The 17,455-nt window shown below is 73.9% G+C and carries 19 protein-coding genes and 2 pseudogenes; 10 read left to right on the top strand and 11 right to left on the bottom strand.

Translation table 11 applies throughout. From position 1 onward, the window contains the following. The first annotated feature begins 179 nt into the window (after positions 1-179). Positions 180-464, top strand: a complete 285-nt coding sequence (locus F3L20_RS20350) for a DUF1540 domain-containing protein (protein WP_145828487.1) — start codon at positions 180-182, stop codon at positions 462-464. A gap of 6 nt (positions 465-470) precedes the next feature. Here F3L20_RS20350 and F3L20_RS20345 read toward each other — a convergent pair whose 3' ends face one another. The 3 genes from F3L20_RS20345 to F3L20_RS20335 all read right to left on the bottom strand — a co-directional run bounded on the left by F3L20_RS20345 (position 471) and on the right by F3L20_RS20335 (position 2,856). Continuing rightward, positions 471-1,109, bottom strand: coding sequence for an HD domain-containing protein (locus F3L20_RS20345; RefSeq protein WP_150155578.1), 639 nt, complete (start codon positions 1,107-1,109; stop codon positions 471-473). A gap of 120 nt (positions 1,110-1,229) precedes the next feature. Then, positions 1,230-2,216 (bottom strand): GlxA family transcriptional regulator, encoded by a 987-nt coding sequence (locus tag F3L20_RS20340; RefSeq protein WP_150155577.1) that lies wholly within the window; start codon positions 2,214-2,216, stop codon positions 1,230-1,232. Positions 2,217-2,301: 85 nt separating this feature from the next. Then, positions 2,302-2,856, bottom strand: a complete 555-nt coding sequence (locus F3L20_RS20335; protein WP_150155576.1) for an ester cyclase — start codon at positions 2,854-2,856, stop codon at positions 2,302-2,304. Positions 2,857-2,958: 102 nt separating this feature from the next. On the opposite strand from F3L20_RS20335, the gene F3L20_RS20330 reads away from it, so the two are divergent. Continuing rightward, positions 2,959-3,570, top strand: coding sequence for a TetR/AcrR family transcriptional regulator (locus tag F3L20_RS20330; protein WP_150155575.1), 612 nt, complete (start codon positions 2,959-2,961; stop codon positions 3,568-3,570). Positions 3,571-3,600: 30 nt separating this feature from the next. Here F3L20_RS20330 and F3L20_RS20325 read toward each other — a convergent pair whose 3' ends face one another. After that, positions 3,601-4,596 carry an alpha/beta hydrolase gene (locus F3L20_RS20325; RefSeq protein WP_150155574.1) on the bottom strand — a complete coding sequence of 332 codons (996 nt, stop codon included), beginning with the start codon at positions 4,594-4,596 and terminating at the stop codon, positions 3,601-3,603. After that, complete coding sequence (locus F3L20_RS20320) at positions 4,581-5,411, bottom strand: alpha/beta fold hydrolase (protein ID WP_150155573.1); 831 nt, start codon at positions 5,409-5,411, stop codon at positions 4,581-4,583. Before F3L20_RS20320 ends, F3L20_RS20325 begins: the two co-directional genes overlap by 16 nt. 232 nt (positions 5,412-5,643) lie before the next feature. Between F3L20_RS20320 and F3L20_RS20315 the strand changes: the two genes are divergently transcribed. After that, positions 5,644-6,243 (top strand): DUF998 domain-containing protein, encoded by a 600-nt coding sequence (locus F3L20_RS20315; protein ID WP_150155572.1) that lies wholly within the window; start codon positions 5,644-5,646, stop codon positions 6,241-6,243. 84 nt (positions 6,244-6,327) lie between these two features. Here F3L20_RS20315 and F3L20_RS20310 read toward each other — a convergent pair whose 3' ends face one another. Further along, a complete protein-coding gene (locus F3L20_RS20310; RefSeq protein ID WP_206338804.1) occupies positions 6,328-6,522 on the bottom strand; it encodes a hypothetical protein in 195 nt (64 codons plus the stop codon). Positions 6,523-6,562: 40 nt separating this feature from the next. Beyond that, on the bottom strand, positions 6,563-7,420 hold the full coding sequence (locus F3L20_RS20305; RefSeq protein ID WP_150155571.1) for a helix-turn-helix transcriptional regulator: 858 nt from the start codon (positions 7,418-7,420) through the stop codon (positions 6,563-6,565). Positions 7,421-7,553: 133 nt separating this feature from the next. Here F3L20_RS20305 and F3L20_RS20300 point away from each other — a divergent pair, with 133 nt between their 5' ends. Continuing rightward, positions 7,554-8,552: an aldo/keto reductase gene (locus F3L20_RS20300; RefSeq protein ID WP_150155570.1), complete on the top strand. Its 999-nt coding sequence runs from the start codon at positions 7,554-7,556 to the stop codon at positions 8,550-8,552. Positions 8,553-8,711: 159 nt separating this feature from the next. Here the strand turns inward: F3L20_RS20300 and F3L20_RS20295 are convergent, their stop codons facing one another. Continuing rightward, the gene (locus tag F3L20_RS20295) at positions 8,712-8,927 is read right to left on the bottom strand and encodes a hypothetical protein (RefSeq protein ID WP_145828293.1); all 216 of its coding nucleotides are present in this window, start codon (positions 8,925-8,927) and stop codon (positions 8,712-8,714) included. 198 nt (positions 8,928-9,125) lie between these two features. Here F3L20_RS20295 and F3L20_RS20290 point away from each other — a divergent pair, with 198 nt between their 5' ends. The 5 genes and pseudogenes from F3L20_RS20290 (at position 9,126) to F3L20_RS20270 (ending at position 13,316) form a co-directional block, all read left to right on the top strand. Further along, on the top strand, positions 9,126-10,310 hold the full coding sequence (locus F3L20_RS20290; protein ID WP_150155569.1) for an FAD-dependent oxidoreductase: 1,185 nt from the start codon (positions 9,126-9,128) through the stop codon (positions 10,308-10,310). A 63-nt stretch (positions 10,311-10,373) separates the two neighbouring features. Next, a complete protein-coding gene (locus F3L20_RS20285) occupies positions 10,374-10,592 on the top strand; it encodes a hypothetical protein (protein WP_150155568.1) in 219 nt (72 codons plus the stop codon). Positions 10,593-10,666: 74 nt separating this feature from the next. Beyond that, positions 10,667-11,178, top strand: a pseudogene (locus F3L20_RS20280) (NUDIX domain-containing protein). Between the two features lie 123 nt (positions 11,179-11,301). Next, complete coding sequence (locus F3L20_RS20275; RefSeq protein ID WP_167534566.1) at positions 11,302-12,195, top strand: DMT family transporter; 894 nt, start codon at positions 11,302-11,304, stop codon at positions 12,193-12,195. 50 nt (positions 12,196-12,245) lie between these two features. Continuing rightward, on the top strand, positions 12,246-13,316 hold the full coding sequence (locus F3L20_RS20270; RefSeq protein ID WP_150155567.1) for a P1 family peptidase: 1,071 nt from the start codon (positions 12,246-12,248) through the stop codon (positions 13,314-13,316). Here F3L20_RS20270 and F3L20_RS20265 read toward each other — a convergent pair whose 3' ends face one another. Next, the gene (locus tag F3L20_RS20265) at positions 13,317-14,075 is read right to left on the bottom strand and encodes a class I SAM-dependent methyltransferase (RefSeq protein WP_346768034.1); all 759 of its coding nucleotides are present in this window, start codon (positions 14,073-14,075) and stop codon (positions 13,317-13,319) included. It abuts the gene before it with no gap. A gap of 69 nt (positions 14,076-14,144) precedes the next feature. Then, entirely contained in the window at positions 14,145-15,008 is an 864-nt protein-coding gene (locus F3L20_RS20260) for a hypothetical protein (RefSeq protein ID WP_150155565.1), read from the bottom strand. A gap of 389 nt (positions 15,009-15,397) precedes the next feature. Here F3L20_RS20260 and F3L20_RS20255 point away from each other — a divergent pair, with 389 nt between their 5' ends. Then, complete coding sequence (locus tag F3L20_RS20255; protein ID WP_167534565.1) at positions 15,398-16,777, top strand: MFS transporter; 1,380 nt, start codon at positions 15,398-15,400, stop codon at positions 16,775-16,777. Positions 16,778-16,870: 93 nt separating this feature from the next. On the opposite strand, the pseudogene F3L20_RS34835 reads toward F3L20_RS20255, so the two are convergent. Continuing rightward, a pseudogene (locus F3L20_RS34835) lies at positions 16,871-17,372 on the bottom strand (ATP-dependent endonuclease); the annotation flags it as partial. Between the last annotated feature and the right edge of the window lie 83 nt (positions 17,373-17,455).

Raw genomic sequence — 17,455 nt, 5'->3', positions numbered from 1 at the left:
CGTCGCGGACAGTGGAAGACAGGAAGGGAGCGTTGCGCGAGCCGCCGGCTCGGACGGACCCCGCCGCCCCAAGCCCGCCGACCGTGACGGTGGCGTACCGCGGCCCGAGCCGGCCACCACCACGGCGACCGATCCGTACGAGATCACGGAAAGGGCGATCGATCATGGCAGCACCCGTCATGCAACTGCCCGTCATCAGCGAATGCGCCGCCGAGAGCTGCGCCTACAACCACGACCACGCCTGCCGCGCCGCGGCGATCACCGTGGGGGACCTCGACAGCCCCGTCTGTGACACCTTCATGGGCGCCGACCTGGAGGGCGGCGAACCGTCGACCACCGGCCGGGTCGGCGCGTGCAAGATGGCCGACTGCCGCCACAACTCGGGGCTGGAATGCCACGCACCGGCCATCTCCGTCGGGTACGAGCAGGAGCAGGTCGACTGCCTCACCTACGCGCGGCAGTGAGGGCGCCTACTCGGGCCAGGCCGAGTTCTGGATGACCTCCACGAAGTCGGTGCGGCGGAAGCCCGGCACGAAGTGCTCCAGCACGTCCGCGTTCACCGTGCCGAAGGTGGTGTCCGGGCGGTGCTTGAAGCCGTCGGTGAACGCCTGGAGGATCTGGCGCTTGAAGTCCGGGCGCGGGTGGGCCGCGGTGACCTCGTCGATCTGGGCGGCCGTGACGTTGTCCAGGTGCAGGCCCAGCACGTCCGTCTCCACACCCGCCGTCGTGGCCGCGATCTCCGGCGCCAGCTTGTAGGGCACCTCCGGGGTCGTGTGCAGCGCGACGGCCGTCCACACCTTCTCGGCGTCCCCCTCGGACAGCCCGTGGCTCAGCAGGAACGCGCGTGCCTGGTCCGCGCCGTCCATCTCGAACCGCTGGTCGTCGCTGCGGTACGGCGCCACCAGACCGGTGTCGTGGAACATGGCCGCCACGTAGAGCAGTTCCGGGTCGGGCCGCAGTCCGCGCGCCGCCGCCTGCAGACTGCCGAAGAGGAACACCCGGCGGGAGTGGTGGAAGATCAGCGGCGGCGTGGTGTCGCGGATCAGATCGGTGGCGGCCTGCGCCAGCTTGCTGTCGGGGACCGTGATTCCGGCGATCGTCTCACTCATGACTGCCTCCTGGGGCTGGTGGTGACCTCTGCACCTCCACCCTGCGGCCCCCGGGCCTCCGCGTCCGCTCGGGGACGGCCGACAACCCCTCGGAAACGGACACCCGGAAGGCCTGGGCCGTCACGTACGCGGGCCGCGCGGCCCGTCCGCTCCGGTGGTCGAGAAGCGCTGCCGGTACCGGGTCGGGGACAGGCCGAGATGGCGTGCGAAGGCGCGGCGCAGGCTCTCGTAGCTGGGGAATCCCGACAGGGCCGCCGCCTCCGTGGCGTTGCGGCCCGCGTCCAGCAGGGCCTTCGCCAGGTCGAAGCGGATCAGTTCCACGTACTTCATCGGGGTGGTGTCCAGTTCCGCCCGGAACATCCGGGTCAGATGCCGGGGACTCACCCGGACGCGCGCCGCGAGCGCCTTCAGGCTGTGGTCGGCCGTCGGATCCGCCTGCACCGCGTCCTGCACGAGCCGGAGCACCGGGGTCTGCGGTGCCGGACCCTGGAGCGAGGCGGAGAACTGCGACTGTCCGCCCGCCCGCTGCATGTACACCACCAGTGACCGGGCGACGTCGCGCGTCAGGTCGGGCCCGTGGTCGTCCTCCACCAGGGCCAGCGCCAGGTCGATGCCCGCGGTGACCCCGGCAGAGGTGTACGTGGTGCCGTCCCTGACGAAGATCGCGTCGGGTTCCACACGGGCCTCCGGGTGGCGCCGTGCGAGCAGCGCGGTGTGCTGCCAGTGCGTGGTGGCCCGTCTGCCGTCGAGCAGACCGGCCGCTCCGAGCACGAACGCGCCGGTGCAGATCGAGGCGACCCGGCCCGCCCGCGGGGCCAGGTCCGCCGCGGCCGCGCCGAGACCGGGGTCGACGGGGAAGGTGGGCAGCGCGTCACCGCCGACCACCAGCAGGGTGTCGAAGGCGGGGGCGTCCGAGGCGTCCGCGTCGACGGGCACCTGGACACCGATCGAGGAGCGCACGGACTTCCCGCCGACCGAGACGAGACTCAGCCGGTAGCCGGCACCGAAGCGGTTGGCCTCGCTGAAGACCTCCGCGGGACCGGACAGGTCCAGCATCTTCATCCCGTCGAAGACCAGAATGCCGACGCGGTGCTCCCGCCGTTCCATCCGCCTCACTCCACCCGCTCACGGCCGCCGCTCCCACGGCGGCCTTCTCACCCGCATTCTCCTCCCGCCGGGGTGCGCCGTCCGGTCACGCCGACGCGGCCGCCTCCGCGGCACGCCGTGAGACCTCCTTGGCCGCCCGCGCGGCACGCCCCGTCACCTTCCAGCCGGCCAGGCGCAGCGCCACGCCCGGGGTGGGCGGGAAGACGCCCAGCTGCTGCAGCATCGTCACGTCGTCGCGCACCGCCTCGTGCCGCAGGACCAGACCGTCGCGCAGGTCGAGCACATGGATCTGCTCGAAGTCGACGTCCCGGCCGGTCGGCGGCACCGCCTGGTCGAGCGCGCCGTCACGGAACCGGACGAACGGACCGGTGTGACGTCCCTGCATCCGCAGGCGTACCCACACCCGGTCGCCGTCGTGACCGATGTCGTCGATCGGGAAGCGCAGTCCGTCGAAGGCGCCGCGCAGCCACGCCGAGGAGGCGAGGACGCCGGCGCGCCCCCTGAGCGAGCACGCCGCCGGGGCGACGTCCGCCTCGCGGTTGCCGAACCGGTCGTGGACGACGTCCGCGGCGAGTGCGGCGTCACCGGTCTCCAGGACTCGGAAGAGTCCGCGTGCCAGTTCTCCGGGGTCCATGCCCATGAGTCGTGCCTTCCCTGAGGTGCGAGTATTTTGAGGTTACAACGAACCTAATCAATACCCTAAGCGCCCCCTGAAGGTGACGTCGCAGGCTAGAGTGACGCCATGGCAACCAAGCGCGCCTATGCCTCTCCGCTGCGTCAGCAGGCGGCGGCCCGGACCCGGGAGCAGGTCCTGCGGTGCGCGGCCGGCCTGTTCGCCGGCCGCGGCTACGGGCGGGTCACCGTGGCGGACATCGCCGCGGCGGCAGGCGTCTCCCCGAAGACCGTCTTCGCGAGCGTCGGCAGCAAGAGCGACATCCTGGACCGGATCGTCGACCAGGGCGTGACGGCGTCCGGCCACGAGGAGGCCGTGGGCCGCCTGCTCGGGCTCTCCGATCCCCGGGACCTGCTGCGGGAGCTCGCGGCGGCCACCCGACTGGGGAACGAGGGGCAGTTCGTCGTCCACGAGGCCATCCGCAAGGCGCTCCCGGCGCACGAGCAGGCCGAGGAGCTGTGGGAACGCGCCACCGGGGAGTACCGCCGCGCGCTGGGTGCCGTGGCCCGCCACCTGGACACCCTCACACCGCGCCCGCCGACCTCCGTGGAGGAGACGGCCGACCTGCTGTGGTTCTGGTTCGGCCCGTCCGGCTGGCGCACCCTGGTCGTCGAGAACGGCTGGTCGTGGGAGCGCGCGGAGCGGTTCCTGTGCCGTACCGCCACCGCCACACTCTGCTGACGGCCGCCGGGCGGCAAGGCCCGACGGACCTCAACTCACGGCGCCCAGGCGCTCGTCGACCAGGGAGAACACCTCCGCCTGAGCGGCGGGAGCGAGCGCCGTCGCCAGCCACAGCAGGTGGAAGGCGCCCCGCAGCCGCCGCACCCGTACGTCCACCCCGGCGGCGGCCATGTCCCGGGCGTACCGCTCGCCCTCGTCGTGCAGGGGGTCGAGACCTCCGGTGATCACGGTGGCGGGCGGCAGCCCGCGCAGGTCCGTCGCCAGCCCCGGCGCCGCCCGGGGGTCGCCCCGGTCGGCGGCGTCGGGCACATAGCACTCGGTGTACCAGTCCAGCAGCTCGCGGGTGAGGTAGTACCCCTGCGCCAGTTCCCGCCTGCTGGCGGTGTCGACGTACGGCGGGAACGCGGTGAGCGGGGTGATGAGCACCTGGTGCGCGAGGTACGACGCGCCGCGCGTGCGCGACGACTGGGCCACCACCGCGGCCAGCGTGGCCCCCGCGCTGTCACCGGCCACCGACAGGCGGCCCGCGTCGATCCCGAAGTCCTGCGCGTGCGCGGCGACCTGACGCGTCGCCGCCTCGGCGTCCTCCACGGCGGCCGGGAACGGGTGCTCCGGCGCCAGCCGGTAGTCCACGGCGACGACCACGTGCTCCGTGGTGTCTGCCAGGGCGCACAGCGCGCCGTGGTGGCTGTCCGGTCCGCCGACCACGAACCCGCCGCCGTGCAGGTACACGAGGCCGGCGCCCGGCGTGCGGGCGTGACCGGGGCGGTACACGCGCAGGGCGAGCGGGCCGGCCGGGCCGGGGACGGTCGCGGGGGTCACCGTGACCGTGTCCGGCGCCGGCCCCGCCAGCGCGGGCACGGTGCGGTCGGCACGCGCCTGCGCCGCGTCGGCGGGCCGGCGGCCGCTCCCGCCGCCGGCCGCCATCGCCGCGAGGACGGCGTGCGTCCGCTCCGTGTAGTCGGCGGCGGACAGTTCCACGTCCGCCGCCGAGGGGTCGCCCCCGCCGTCTACGACGTGAGCCATTCCAGGATGTCCCCGTTGAGGACGTCGGGGTGCACCGACAGCATGCCGTGGGGGTAGCCCTCGTAGCTCTTGAGGGTGCCGTTCTTCAGCAGCTTCACCGACAAGGGGGCCGCGTCGTCGTAGGGGACGACCTGGTCGTCGGTGCCGTGCATGACGAGCACCGGGACGTCGATCTGCTTCAGGTCCTCGGTGAAGTCGGTCTCCGAAAAGGCCTTGATGCACTCGTAGTGGGCGTTGGCCGCGCCCGTCATGCCCTGCCGCCACCAGTTGTCGATCAGCCCCTGGGAGACCTTGGCGCCCGGCCGGTTGAAGCCGTAGAACGGGCCCGAGGCCACCTCGATGTAGAACTGGGAGCGGTTGGCCGCGAGGGAGGAGCGGAACCCGTCGAAGACGTCGATCGGCGTGCCGCCCGGGTTGCTGTCCGACTTGACCATGACCGGCGGCACCGCGCTCACGAGCACGGCCCGGCCCACACGGTCCTGCTCCGCGCGCGCCACGTAGCGCGCCACCTCGCCGCCGCCGGTGGAGTGCCCGATGTGCACGGCGTCCCGCAGGTCCAGGGCCTCGGTCAGCGCCGCGACATCGGCGGCGTAGGTGTCCATCTCGTGACCGTCCGCCGTCTGGTCGGAGCGGCCGTGGCCGCGGCGGTCGTGGGCGATCACCCGGTAGCCCTGCCCCAGGAAGAACAGCATCTGGGCGTCCCAGTCGTCGGCGCTGAGCGGCCAGCCGTGGTGGAAGACGATGGGCCGGCCGTCGCGTGGGCCCCAGTCCTTGTAGAAGATGGTCGTCCCGTCAGATGTCGTCACCGTGCCCATCGTGGGTCCTCCGCGTGGTGGTGCTGAGGTGGCCGGGTCGTACGGAATCCCGACGCACGGCAGGCATGCGGGCGGACTCCGGCGACCGGAGGGACTGCATCCGGGGCCCGGGGGCCGCGGCCGAATGCACGGCCATCACCTTACGCCGAAGTCGCGAACCGCTCATGTCGGAGCATTTCCGGTGTGTGACCTCAAGGTCGTTAGGTGCCATTTCGTTCCGTATTCTGGTCCAATGCTGCTTGTTCCGAGGTGGGTTCTGCTCTCGTCGGGGTTCGCGCCGTTGCTGCTGATCGCGGGATGGGTGATCGCGGCGGTGCTGGAGGGATCCGCCTACGACCCCGTGACCCAGACGATCAGCGTCCTGGCCGCCTACGGCGCCTCGGGTTCCTGGGTGATGACGGGGGCGTTCATCGCCCTGGGCGTGTGTCATCTGCTGACCGCGTGGGGGCTGCGCGCGGCCGCGGCGGCGGGGCGGGCGGCGCTGGCCGGCGGGGAGTGGCCGCGCTGGCCGTCGCCCTGGGCCCCGCCGAGCAGCGGGGGTTCGCTGGGCCACGGATCGGTGGCCGCCGTCGGCTTCGTGCTGCTGGCCCTGTGGCCGGTCCTGGCCGCCGACGGCCGCCGCACCGCCCCGTGGGCACTGCGGCCCACCCCCTCGCTCGCGGCGACGGCGCTGATGGTCGCCGGCGCGGCGTGGTTCCTGATCGAGATGCACCGGCACGGCATGGCGGGCGTCGCCGAACGTGTGGTGACCGCCGTCCAGTCGCTCTGGCCCTTCGTGGTCGTCACCTCGTGCCTCCGCCACCGCACGGACCGCGAGCGGTCGACGGCGTGACGGGCGGCCTGCGGGCACCTCCCGGCGAGGCGGCGGCGTCCGGGCGCCGCCGACCGGGAGCCCGACGGCCGGCTCGCCCGTCCGTCACACGAACCGCGAACTCCGCACCGGACCGCTCGACCGCACCCCGTCCCGGTCACCCCGCAGCCACGTGTCCCGCACGGCCGAGACGAAGCAGGTGAGCCGTTCGGCCGGGTCCGCGGGGGTCGCCCCGTCACCCTCGTCGGGCTCCGGACCGGCACCCACGACGTTCGCGGCGATCTCCTCCTCCGGGCCCATGGCCGCCTGGCCGCACGGCCCGTGTGGCCCATGTGGCCGGTCACCGTCCGCCGTGGTCCGCCGTCCCTGTGGGGAACTCCTCGCTGCCGAGCACCCGCAGCAGTTCCATCCGCTCGCGGGTCTCGGCGTCCGCAGGGGTGAGCACCAGCAGCTGCTGCCTCTGGTCGGGGGTGACCAGGGTCTCGCAGTCCAGCCGCAGCGGGCCCACGCGGGGGTGCAGCAGGGTCTTGCGGTCCGCGCGCCGGACCGCGACCTCGTGCTCCTCCCAGAGCGCGCGGAAGTCCGCGCTGGCGGCCCGCAGCCGTTCGACGAGCCCGGCGACCGTGGGGTCGCCCGCCCGGCGTCCGGCGGCCGCGCGCAGGTCGGCCACCATGCCGCGGGCGGCGTGCTCCTGGTCCTCCGGGGGGCAGACGGCTCGGACGTCCGGGTCGGTGAACCAGCGGTAGATCATGTACCGGCGGTCGTCGCGGAAGCCGGTGAGGTGCCCGATCAGCGCGGACGCGCGGTTCTGCGCGAGCACCTCGCCGAGGTCGGACAGCACCAGGGCCGGCGTGTCGCCGAGCAGGTCGAGCATGCGCACCAGACCGGCCCGGGCGAGCCGCGCCGTGCCGTCGGCGGGCGGGGGCCGGTGACCGGCCAGATGGAACAGGTGGTCGCGTTCGTCGTCGGACAGGCGCAGCGTGCGGGCCAGCGCGACGAGCAGCTGGGCCGACGGCTGGCTGCTGCGCCCCTGCTCCAGCCGGACCACGTAGTCCACCGACATCCCGGTGAGCATCGCCACCTCCTCCCGGCGCAGTCCGCGCGTGCGGCGCCGGGTGCCCTCGGCGATGCCCACCTCGGCCGGGCGGATCGCCTCACGACGGCGGCGCAGGAAGTCGGCGAGCTGCTCACGTTGCATGACTCCATGCTCCCGCGCGGCACGACGCCCAGCCAGGGAGCGGCGCTCCCACGATGAACGCTCCGCTCCCGCCGGCCGCGCCACCGGCACACAGTGGGTGGCGGACGACGACACGACGACAAGGGAGCACACGATGCGTACACGAATCCTGGGCAGCACCGGACCGGAGGTCTCCGCGCTCGGCCTCGGCGCGATGAGCATGTCGGGGGCGTACGGCGAGGCCGACCGCGCGGAGAGCATCGCCACCGTGCACGCCGCGCTGGACGCCGGCGTCACGCTGATCGACACCGCCGACTTCTACGGCATGGGCCACAACGAACTGCTGCTCGCCGAGGCCCTGCGCGGCCGTGACCGGGACAGCTACCGGCTCAGCGTGAAGTTCGGCATGCTGCGCGGGCCGTCCGCCACCGACTTCGGCGGGGCCGACGGCCGGCCGAAGGCGGTCAAGAACTTCCTCGCCCACACCCTGACCAGGCTCGGCACCGACCACGTCGACATCTACCGCCCCGCCCGTCGGGACCCCGACGTGCCGATCGAGGAGACCGTGGGCGCGGTCAAGGAGCTGATCGACGCCGGTCACGTACGGCACCTCGGCCTCTCCGAGGTCGACGCCGCGACCGTCCGGCGGGCGCACGCCGTGCATCCCGTCGCCGACCTGCAGATCGAGTACTCGCTGATCTCGCGCGCGGTCGAGGAGGAGGTCCTGCCCACGCTGCGGGAGCTCGGCATCGGCCTGACCGCGTACGGCGTCCTCGGCCGCGGGCTCATCTCCGGGCACTGGTCGGCGGACCGCGTCGGCCGGGACGGTGACCACAGGGCGGCGAGCCCCCGGTTCTCGGCCGGCAACGTGGAGCACAACCTCGCCCTCGTCGAATCCCTGCGCCGGGTAGCCGAGGCGAAGGGGTGCACCGTCGCCCAGCTGGTCATCGCTTGGGTGGCGGCGCAGGGGGAGGACATCGTGCCGCTCGTCGGCGCCCGTACCCGCGAGCGGCTCGCGGAGGCGCTGCCCGCGCTCGGCCTGGACCTCACGGCGGACGATCTGACGGAGATCGAGAAGGCGGTGCCGCCCGGCGCGGCACGCGGCGACCGCTACCCGGCGGCGCTCATGTCCGGTCTGGGGGTGGGGAATTGAACCGGTGCCGGTGCCGGTGGTGAGGGTCCTCGGGGGCCGGTCGCCGGCAGGGCCGGACGGCGGCCCCCGCCACGCTCCTGGGCGTACGACACACGGGCCCCCGCCCCTGGGCGTACGACACACAGGCCCCCGCCCCTGGGCGTACCAAACGGCCGGCCCCTACCCCGCCTCCAGGCGCAGAACGCGGCGGGCCGCCTCGGCCTCGGCGGCCGGCGGGGAGAGCTCGTCCAGCGTGTCGAGTTCGGTGTCGTCCGCCAACTCCCGTTCCCAGGCGTCCGCGAGCCGCTGCTGCTCCTCGCGCGGTTTCGTGCCGACGGCCTCCCGGTGCTCCGGGTCCAGGGCCGTGAGGAAACGCTCGACCGAGTCCGTGGGCATGCCGTACTCCTTGTCCATCGGGAAGGCGCCGCTCGGTCCAGGGAGGGCCGGCGCCGCCCGGAACGGCCGCCCGACACGGCCTGCCACCACCATGATGGCCCCTCGCGCCACGGGACCGCCACTTGCCGCGTCTATCGAAATTCGATAGCTTCCCATCGTCATTCGATCGGTGTGCAGTCGCCGTCCCTGGAGTGTCCGATGCCCTCAGCCGTCCCCGCCTCCCGCCCGTCCCTCACCGGCACGGCCCGTACCGACGTCCTGGTCGTCGGGGCCGGGCTGGCCGGGCTGCACCTCGCCACGCTGCTCGCCCGGCGGGGCCACGAGGTGCTCCTGGTGGACCGGCGCACCACCCTGGCCGGCGCGATCCGCACCACCGGGATCTTCGTGCGCAAGACCCTCGAGGACTTCCCGTTGCCCGAGGAGCACCTCGGACCGCCGATCCGGCGCATGCTGCTCTACCCGCCCGGCATGCGCCGCCCCGTCGACCTGGTCAGCGACCGGGACGAGTTCCGGGTGGGCGACATGGCCGGGCTCTACCAGGCCTCCGCCGAGGCCGCCGTCCGCGCCGGCGTGCGCCTCGCGCTGGGCACCCGCTACGGCGGACGGCGGGACGGCGTCTGCCACCTGAGCGGCCGCGAGGGGCCGCTCCAGGTCCGCGCGCGCCACGTCGTCGGCGCCGACGGCGCCCGGTCGAGCGTCGCCCGCGACCTCGGCCTCGACCGCAACCGCCACCTGCTGATCGGGGCCGAGGAGGTCTTCCCGGTGTCCCCGAACGGCGAACCGCCCGCGTTCCACTGCGTGCTCGACCCCCGGTTCGCCCCCGGATACCTGGCGTGGGTGGTCAACGACGGGCAGCACGCCCACGTCGGCGTCGCCGGCTACGCCGACCGCTTTCCCGACGGGATGCGCCGGGCCATGCAGCGCTTCGTCGCCCGCGCGCCCGGGCTGGACGGCGTGCGGCGGACCGGCCCGGTCGAGCGGCGCGGCGGACCGATCCCCGTCGGGGGTGTGTTGCGCCGCATCGGCTGCGCGGAGGGACTGCTGGTGGGGGACGCGGCGGGCGCGGTCTCCCCGCTCACCGCAGGCGGCCTCGACCCCTGCCTGCGGCTGTCGGAGCTGGCCGCCGAGGTCCTCGACGACGCCCTGCGCACCGGGACCCCGCACGCGCTGACCCACTACAGCGGAGCCGCGCTGCGCTCCCGTTTCCGCGGACGGCTGGCGCTGCGCACCGGGCTCGCCCACATACGGACCCCGGCCGCCACCACCGCGGCGTTCACCCTGTTGCGCACACCCCCGGGCCGGGCCGCCGCCCGCCGGATCCTCTTCGGAGACGGTTCCTTCCCAGGTCAGCCCGCCCCGCGGCCGAGCCTGGCGAGCGGCTGACCGCGTCCCGCCCGGCCGGCCGTGCCGCATGCGGGCCCCTGACGCCCCGGGCACGCTGGACCCATGGCGAGCGACCTGCCCATCGTGATCTATCCGCCCGCTGACGACGGCGGCCGCCGTGTCCGCGCGGGCCCGCACTTCCTGGGCATGGCCTACGGGCTCCTGGACGTCGTGGAGTTCCTGCGCCTGGCCGGGATGGAGGAGGTCGACGACGCCTACATGCGGCAGTCCCCGCATGTCGAATGGCGCGGCGGCGGCCCCGACGCCTGGCACTACGAATGACGGGCGCCGTCGACCTGCCCGGGGGCCGGCCGGGTGACGGTCCCGGTGTCGCACGCCTCCGGCACGATGGCGCCATGGCGGAGATGGTCGAACGGGTGGACGAGGACGATCGGGCCGTCGGCCTCGTCAGCAGAAGCGAGGCGATACGCCGGCGGTGGCTGCACCGCGTGGCGACGGTCGTCTGCCGGGACACGCGGGGGCGCGTCCTCGCGCACCGCAGGCCGGACGACAGGGCGCGGTTCCCGGGTGGCCTCAACTGGATGCTCGGGGGCGCGGCGGAGCCCGGCGAGACCTACGAGGAGGCCGCGGCCCGGGAACTGGCGGAGGAACTCGGCGTGCGGGCGCGCCCGGCCCTCGTTCTCACGTTCCGGTGCGCGGGCGTGATCAGCCCGTACCGGCTCGGGCTGACGAGGTCGCGGTGACCGGTTCCGTCACCCCCGACCCCCGGGAGATCGCCTGGTACGACTGGCTGACGGAGCCCCGGCTCGCCGAGCTGGTGCGTGACGAGAGGTTCGTCCCCGACGCCCGCGAGCCCTACGCCCGCTGGACGGACCTCCGCCGGAGCGGCCCGGCCCCCGCCGGCTGAGACCACCGGAACGGGCGCCCCTCACCCGGGGCGCACGGCCCCTCCACGCCACGTCCGCGTTCGCGTGCCGTCGGCCGGGCGGTCACCATGGCAGGGACCGTCTCGTCGTCGCGGAGGGTGGACATGTTGGTGCCGGTCCTGTTCGCACTGGGCGCCGCGCTCAGCAACGCCTTCGCGACCGTGCTCCAGCGGAAGGCCGCGCTGACCGTGCCACGGTCCGACACGCTCCGGGTCGGACTGATCCTCGACCTGTTGCGCCGCCCCGTGTGGCTTCTCGGCATCGCCGCCGTCGTCATCGCCGGCGTCTGCCAGGCCGTCGCACTCGGCACCGGACCGATCACGGTCGTCCAGCCTCTCTTCGTCCTGGAACTGCCGCTCGCTCTCGTCATCGCCACCGTGGTGCTGCGCGGAAGCCTGTCCCGGACCGGCTGGGCGGCCGTCTGCACGGTCGTGGCGGGCCTCGCGGTCCTGCTGTTCGCGGCCTCGCCCGAGGGAAACCGCACCCAGGTGCCGATGACCCACTGGGTTCCCGCCCTGGCTGTGAGCGCCGCCGCCATGGCCGCGCTCGTGCTCGCCGCGCTTCGCCGCCCCGAGGGCCGCGGTCGCGCCGCCTGCTTCGGGCTGGCCGCCGCGATCGGATACGCCATGACGGCCGCGCTGATGAAGGCCTCGGTGCACACCCTCGACGAAGGGGGCGCGAGCGCTTTCTTCACCGCCTGGCAGACGTACGGGTTCGCCCTGTTCGGTGTGTGCGCGCTGTTCCTCCTCGAGAACGCGATGCAGTCCGGCCCCCTCGTCGCCTCACAGCCGGCCCTCACCCTCGGCGACGCCGGCGTGAGCCTCGCGCTCGGCATCACCGTCTTCGCCGAGTCCGTCCGCACCGGCTGGTGGCTGGTGCCGCAGATCCTCGGCGCCGCCCTGATCGCGGCCGGCGTACTGGCCCTGTCCCGCCTCCCCATGGCCCGCGCCCTGACCACCGAGAACCCCGCACCGGCCGACACGGAAACGGCACGCTGACCCGAACGCCGGTGCGCCCCGGCGCGACAGGGCTGTGTAGCGTCCGGCGCATGGAACCCGTGTCCCGGCCCTCGTCACCTCCCGGCGGCCGCCCCCGTGCCCGTGACCTCGGCATCGTCGTCGGGGGCGTTCCGCCCGGGCCGTTCGGCGCGATCACCGACGTGCCCGGGGTCCGGGTCGGGCACACCACGGTGCGGAACCCTCCCGACGTGCACAGCGGTGTCACCGCCGTCGTACCCGACGGGGTGGGTCCCGGGGCGCCCCTGCCGGCGGGCGTCTTCACCGGGAACGGGTACGGCAAACTCATCGGGACGACCCAGCTCGCCGAACTCGGCACGCTGGAGACTCCCGTGCTGCTCACCTCCACGCTGTCCGCGTTCCGGGTCGCCGACGCCCTCGTCGGCTGGATGCTCGAACAGCCCGGCTGCGCCGAGGTACGGAGCCTCAATCCCGTCGTGGGGGAGTGCAACGACGGCCACCTGTCCGACATCCGCTCCCGGCCCGTCCGCGAGGAGCACGTCCGGGCAGCCCTCGCCGGGGCGTCGGCGGGTCCGGTGGCCGAGGGCTGCGTCGGCGCGGGCACCGGCACCGTCGCCCTCGGGTTCAAGGCCGGCATCGGCACCTCCTCACGCACACCCGAGCTGGCCGGCCGCCGGGTCACGGTGGGCGCGCTCGTGCAGGCGAACTTCGGCGGCACCCTGCGCGTGCACGGCCGTACCGTCTCGCCCCGTTCCCTGGGGCTCCAGGACACCGGCCCGTCCGCGGAGACCGGCTCCTGCATGATCGTCGTGGCGACGGACGCCCCGCTCGACGCCCGGCAGCTCACCCGTGTCGCGCGGCGCGCGGTGTTCGCCCTCGCCCGGACGGGCGCCGCCTACAGCCACGGCAGCGGCGACTACGCGATCGCCTTCGCCACCCGCCCCGGCGCGGCGCCCCCGGTCGCCGACGACGGCCTGAGTCCGCTGTTCGAAGCGGTCCTCGACGCCGTCGAGGAGGCCGTGCTCAACTCCCTGCTCGCCGCCACGACCACCACCGGCCACGGCGGCCGCATCGTGCCCGCCCTCCCCGCCGACCGCCTGCTCACCGCCCTCGCCGGCGCGCCCGACGCCGACGCCCACTGATCACGGGCGGCGCCCCCAGACCGTGGCCATCCCCGGGCCCAGCTCGGCCAGGTCCGGCGACTCCAGGTACGCCAGCGCCCGCTCCACCACCCGGGCGTCGACCAGGCCGGACGTCTCCAGCTCCGGCCGGATCCGGCGCCAGGTCCCGGACCAGAACCGGGCCGCCGGGCCGCCCGGGACCAGCGGCGGACAGAACACCTCCGCGCCGACCTCGCGCAGCCCTTCCTCGCGCAGATAACGGGGATACGCCGGCACCTCCGTGAGGTCGGTGCCGATCGTCGTGCGCAGCGCCGCCCACATGGCGTCCATGGTGCGCCGGTAGGCGGAGGACCGGTCGCGGGTGTCCGGCAGCTCCACCGCGTCACCGATCACCAGCACCCCGCCCGGGTTGAGCAGGCCGGCCAGCCGGGAGACGAGCCGGCGCCGCCCCGGCAGGTGCATCAGTACGAACCGCGCGTGGACCAGGTCGAAGGTGCCCGGGTCCAGGTCCTCGTCGGTGACGTCCGCCGTGAGCACCCGCAGCCCCGGCAGGCCGAGCGCGGCCAGGGCACGGGTGTCTTGGTCGAGGGCGACCACCTCGGTGACGCCGGCCCCCTCCAGCAGCCACCGCGCGACGGTCCCCGTGCCCGCCCCCACCTCCAGACACCGCAGGCCCGGCCCCGCGCCCAGCTCCCTCAGCAGGCGCGTGGTGACCGGGTCGTACACCAGCGCGGCGTCGTCGATGCGCTCCGGCTCCCGCGGGTCCTCCGGCGTGAACACCTCGCGCCCGTACCGGCCCGCGGCCCCGCCGCCCGGGGAACCCGCCGGATCCGTCACCGGACGCCCCGGTCAGTTGATGCCGCTGGGCGTGGGCGACGGGGTGCGGCCCGCGAGGACCTCCTGGAGCCGCTCGGTGCCCTGCTCCACGGCGGCCGAGGTGGTGTCGTGGTCGGCGCCGTCGAGACCGCCGTTGGTGACCGTGATCGCGTCCGCGCCGATCTGCACGGCGGCGACGTCCAGGCTCAGCGTGACGGGGTTGCCCCCGCTCTCGCCCTTCACGGTCACCGTCAGTCCCTGCCGCTTGTCGCCGACCTTGGGCATGGACGTCTCGATGACCTGGACGGTCCGCTCGCCGGCGTCGCCGCCGGTCAGCGTGAACTGGTCACAGGTGTCGGGGAGCGAGCTCAGCCACTGCATGGAGTCGTCCAGGTCGGCCCTGTCGTACGCGGCAACCTGGTACAGCAGCCGGGAGTCGCCCTGCTCGAACCCGGTGAGCGCCGAGGCGCCGGAAGGACGGCCCAGCAGGGTCTCGTCGAACAGCGCGTCGACCAGGCGCTGGCAGTCGGGCGTGTCACCCTTGCCGTCGACGAACGCGGCCACGTCGACGCTGCCCAGCAGCAGTGAGTCCCGCCACTCCTGCGGGTTGCGCACCTGTGTCCAGTCGTCCTCGATGTCCGCCGGGGTGATCAGCGCGTTCCGGGCGCCGGCCTCGCTGAGGTCCGACGCGGGCGAGGAGGTGGCGGGCGACGACGAGGCCGGGGGCGAGGTGGTCTGCGCGGCGAGGCCCCGCTCGGCGATCGTGGACGAGGTGTCCGCCTCGGACGACGCGCTGCTGTCCGACCCGGAACAGGCCGCCGTCGCGAACAGCGTGCCGACTGCCAGGGCGGCGGCCAGGACGCGGGCCGGCCGGGCGAGCGGGCGAGGGATGGTCACGTGTGCCTCCTGAGGAACGGGACGGACGCCCGGCGCCGGAGGGGCACCGGGCACGCTTTCCCCCCGGCCTCCCACCGCACCACCGCTCCGCCCGGGTGACCAGCGCAGCGGAGGCATACAGGTGACGGCGCAGGGAAGGCGGGCCCGTGGCCCCGCAGGCGGCGCCCCCGACCGGGGCGGCGACCACCCCGACGGGCGCCCGCCCACGGCGTTCGGCCATGAACGCTGATAAGTTCCCAAAGCAACGTTTTGTCCTGGAAAGGAACGTAGTCACGTCCTCCACCGACAACGGCCTGACGCCGTCCGCAGAGGCGGCCAGGCGCCATCCGACCCTGTTCCGCGCCGTCCGCCGCCGGCAGAATCCGCCGCTGCGCCGGTCGGACATCACAGTGACGGACGAACGTGCGGTCAAGCGCGCGGTCAAGGCCGCCTCGCTCGGCAACGCCATGGAATGGTTCGACTTCGGCATCTACGCCTACCTGGCCGGCACCATCGGCCGGGTCTTCTTCCCCTCCGGGAGCGAGACGGCGCAGCTGCTGTCGTCCTTCGCCACCTTCGCCGTCGCCTTCCTGGTGCGGCCGCTCGGCGGCATGGTCTTCGGGCCGATGGGGGACAAGGTCGGCCGCAAGAAGGTCCTCGCGCTGACGATGATCCTCATGGCGATCGGCACCGCGGCGATCGGCATGCTCCCGACGTACGCGGCGGTCGGCTTCTGGGCACCGCTGCTGCTGATCCTCTTCCGGCTGCTCCAGGGCTTCTCCACCGGCGGCGAGTACGGCGGCGCCTCCACCTTCATCGCGGAGTACGCCCCGGACCGGCGGCGCGGCTACTTCGGCAGCTTCCTCGAACTGGGCACGCTGGCGGGCTACACCGGCGCGGCCACCCTCGTCGTGGCGCTCACCGCCTGGCTCGGTTCCGACACCATGGACGCGTGGGGCTGGCGCATCCCGTTCCTGGTCGCCGGACCGCTGGGTGTCGTCGGCATCTACCTGCGGCTGAAGCTGGACGACACCCCCGCCTACCTCAAGCTGGGGGAGAGCAACGTCCGCGCCTCCGAGGCGGCGAACCAGGTCGAGACCACGGCCCGCGGCGACCTCGCCAAGATCTTCCAGCGGCACTGGCGGCCCCTGGTGCTGTGCATCGCCCTCGTCGGCGCGTACAACATCACCGACTACATGCTGCTGTCGTACATGCCGACGTACCTGTCCGACGAGCTGCACTACAAGGAGTCGCACGGGCTGCTGATCCTGGTCGGCACCATGGTGGTGCTGATGCTGATCATCAACCAGGTCGGCCGGCTCAACGACCGCTACGGGCGCAAGCCGCTGCTGATGACCGGCATGCTGGGCTTCCTCGTGCTGTCCGCGCCGGCGTTCCTGCTGGTGCGGCAGGGCAGTCTGCTCGCGGTGTCGGCCGGCATGCTGATGCTCGGCCTGTCCCTGGTCTGTCTGCTCGGCACCATGTCGGCCGCGCTGCCCGCCATGTTCCCGACGTCCGTGCGCTACGGCTCCCTGTCGGTCGGCTACAACCTGTCGGCGTCGCTGTTCGGCGGCACCACCCCGCTGGTCATCACCGCGCTGATCGGCGTGACCGGCTCCGACATGATGCCCGCGTACTACGCGATGGCGGCCGCCCTGGTCGGTGTGATCGCGGTGGCCTGCATGAAGGAGACGGCCCGGCAGCCGCTGGAGGGGTCGCCCCCGTCGGTGCAGAGCGAGGCGGAGGCCGCGGAGATCGTGGAGGCGCAGGCGCCGACACCGAGGTTCTGACGGCCGCACCGGCACACACGTGAGGGGCGGGCGCCATGCGCCCGCCCCTCATCGATGTCCTCCTCCGCCCGTCAGAGCCCGGCGAGCAGCTTGTAGGAGGGGGCGGGGCTGCTGCCGGGGCGGCGGGCCACGCTGGGCGGGCTGCCGCGGGAAGGTCCTCGGGGCGCGCAACTCGCCCTGCTCCCGCACGGGCTCGCTCACCCGCTCCGCGCCGAGGACGCCGATCAGCTCGTCCTCCAGGTCCGCCGCGCAGACGAAGACGCCGTGGCTTCCGGCGCCGCCCCCCGGCGTGCAGTGGCCGAGTTCGCGCTCGTCGCAGAGCCCCTCAGGCGCAGGCCCGGGCCGCGCGGGCCCAGCAGTGCGGAGAACCGGCCGACGTTCGTCGCGCCGCCCGTCGGCAGCACACGGACACCCTCCGCCGCCAGGTCCCGGCTGTGACGCGCGGCCGGCGCGCCGACCGCGGCGGCGGCACCAAGCTCCTCCACCAGGACGACGGTACGGACGGACAGCCGCGCGGCCGGCTCGCGCGCCGGGTCACCGGGCCCGCCCGCCGCCACGCGCTCGCCGCGTCCCGGAACGCGTTCATGTCGCTCATGAGGACGAGTCTTCGCCGACGCCGGCGACCGCGGTGGTGATGTACGGCTCGCGGCCACGACCCCGCGGCCCGTCAGGCACAGC

Source organism: Streptomyces tendae, from assembly GCF_008632955.1.
Lineage (GTDB): Bacteria > Actinomycetota > Actinomycetes > Streptomycetales > Streptomycetaceae > Streptomyces.
This window is presented reverse-complemented; position numbering and strand designations above follow the sequence as displayed.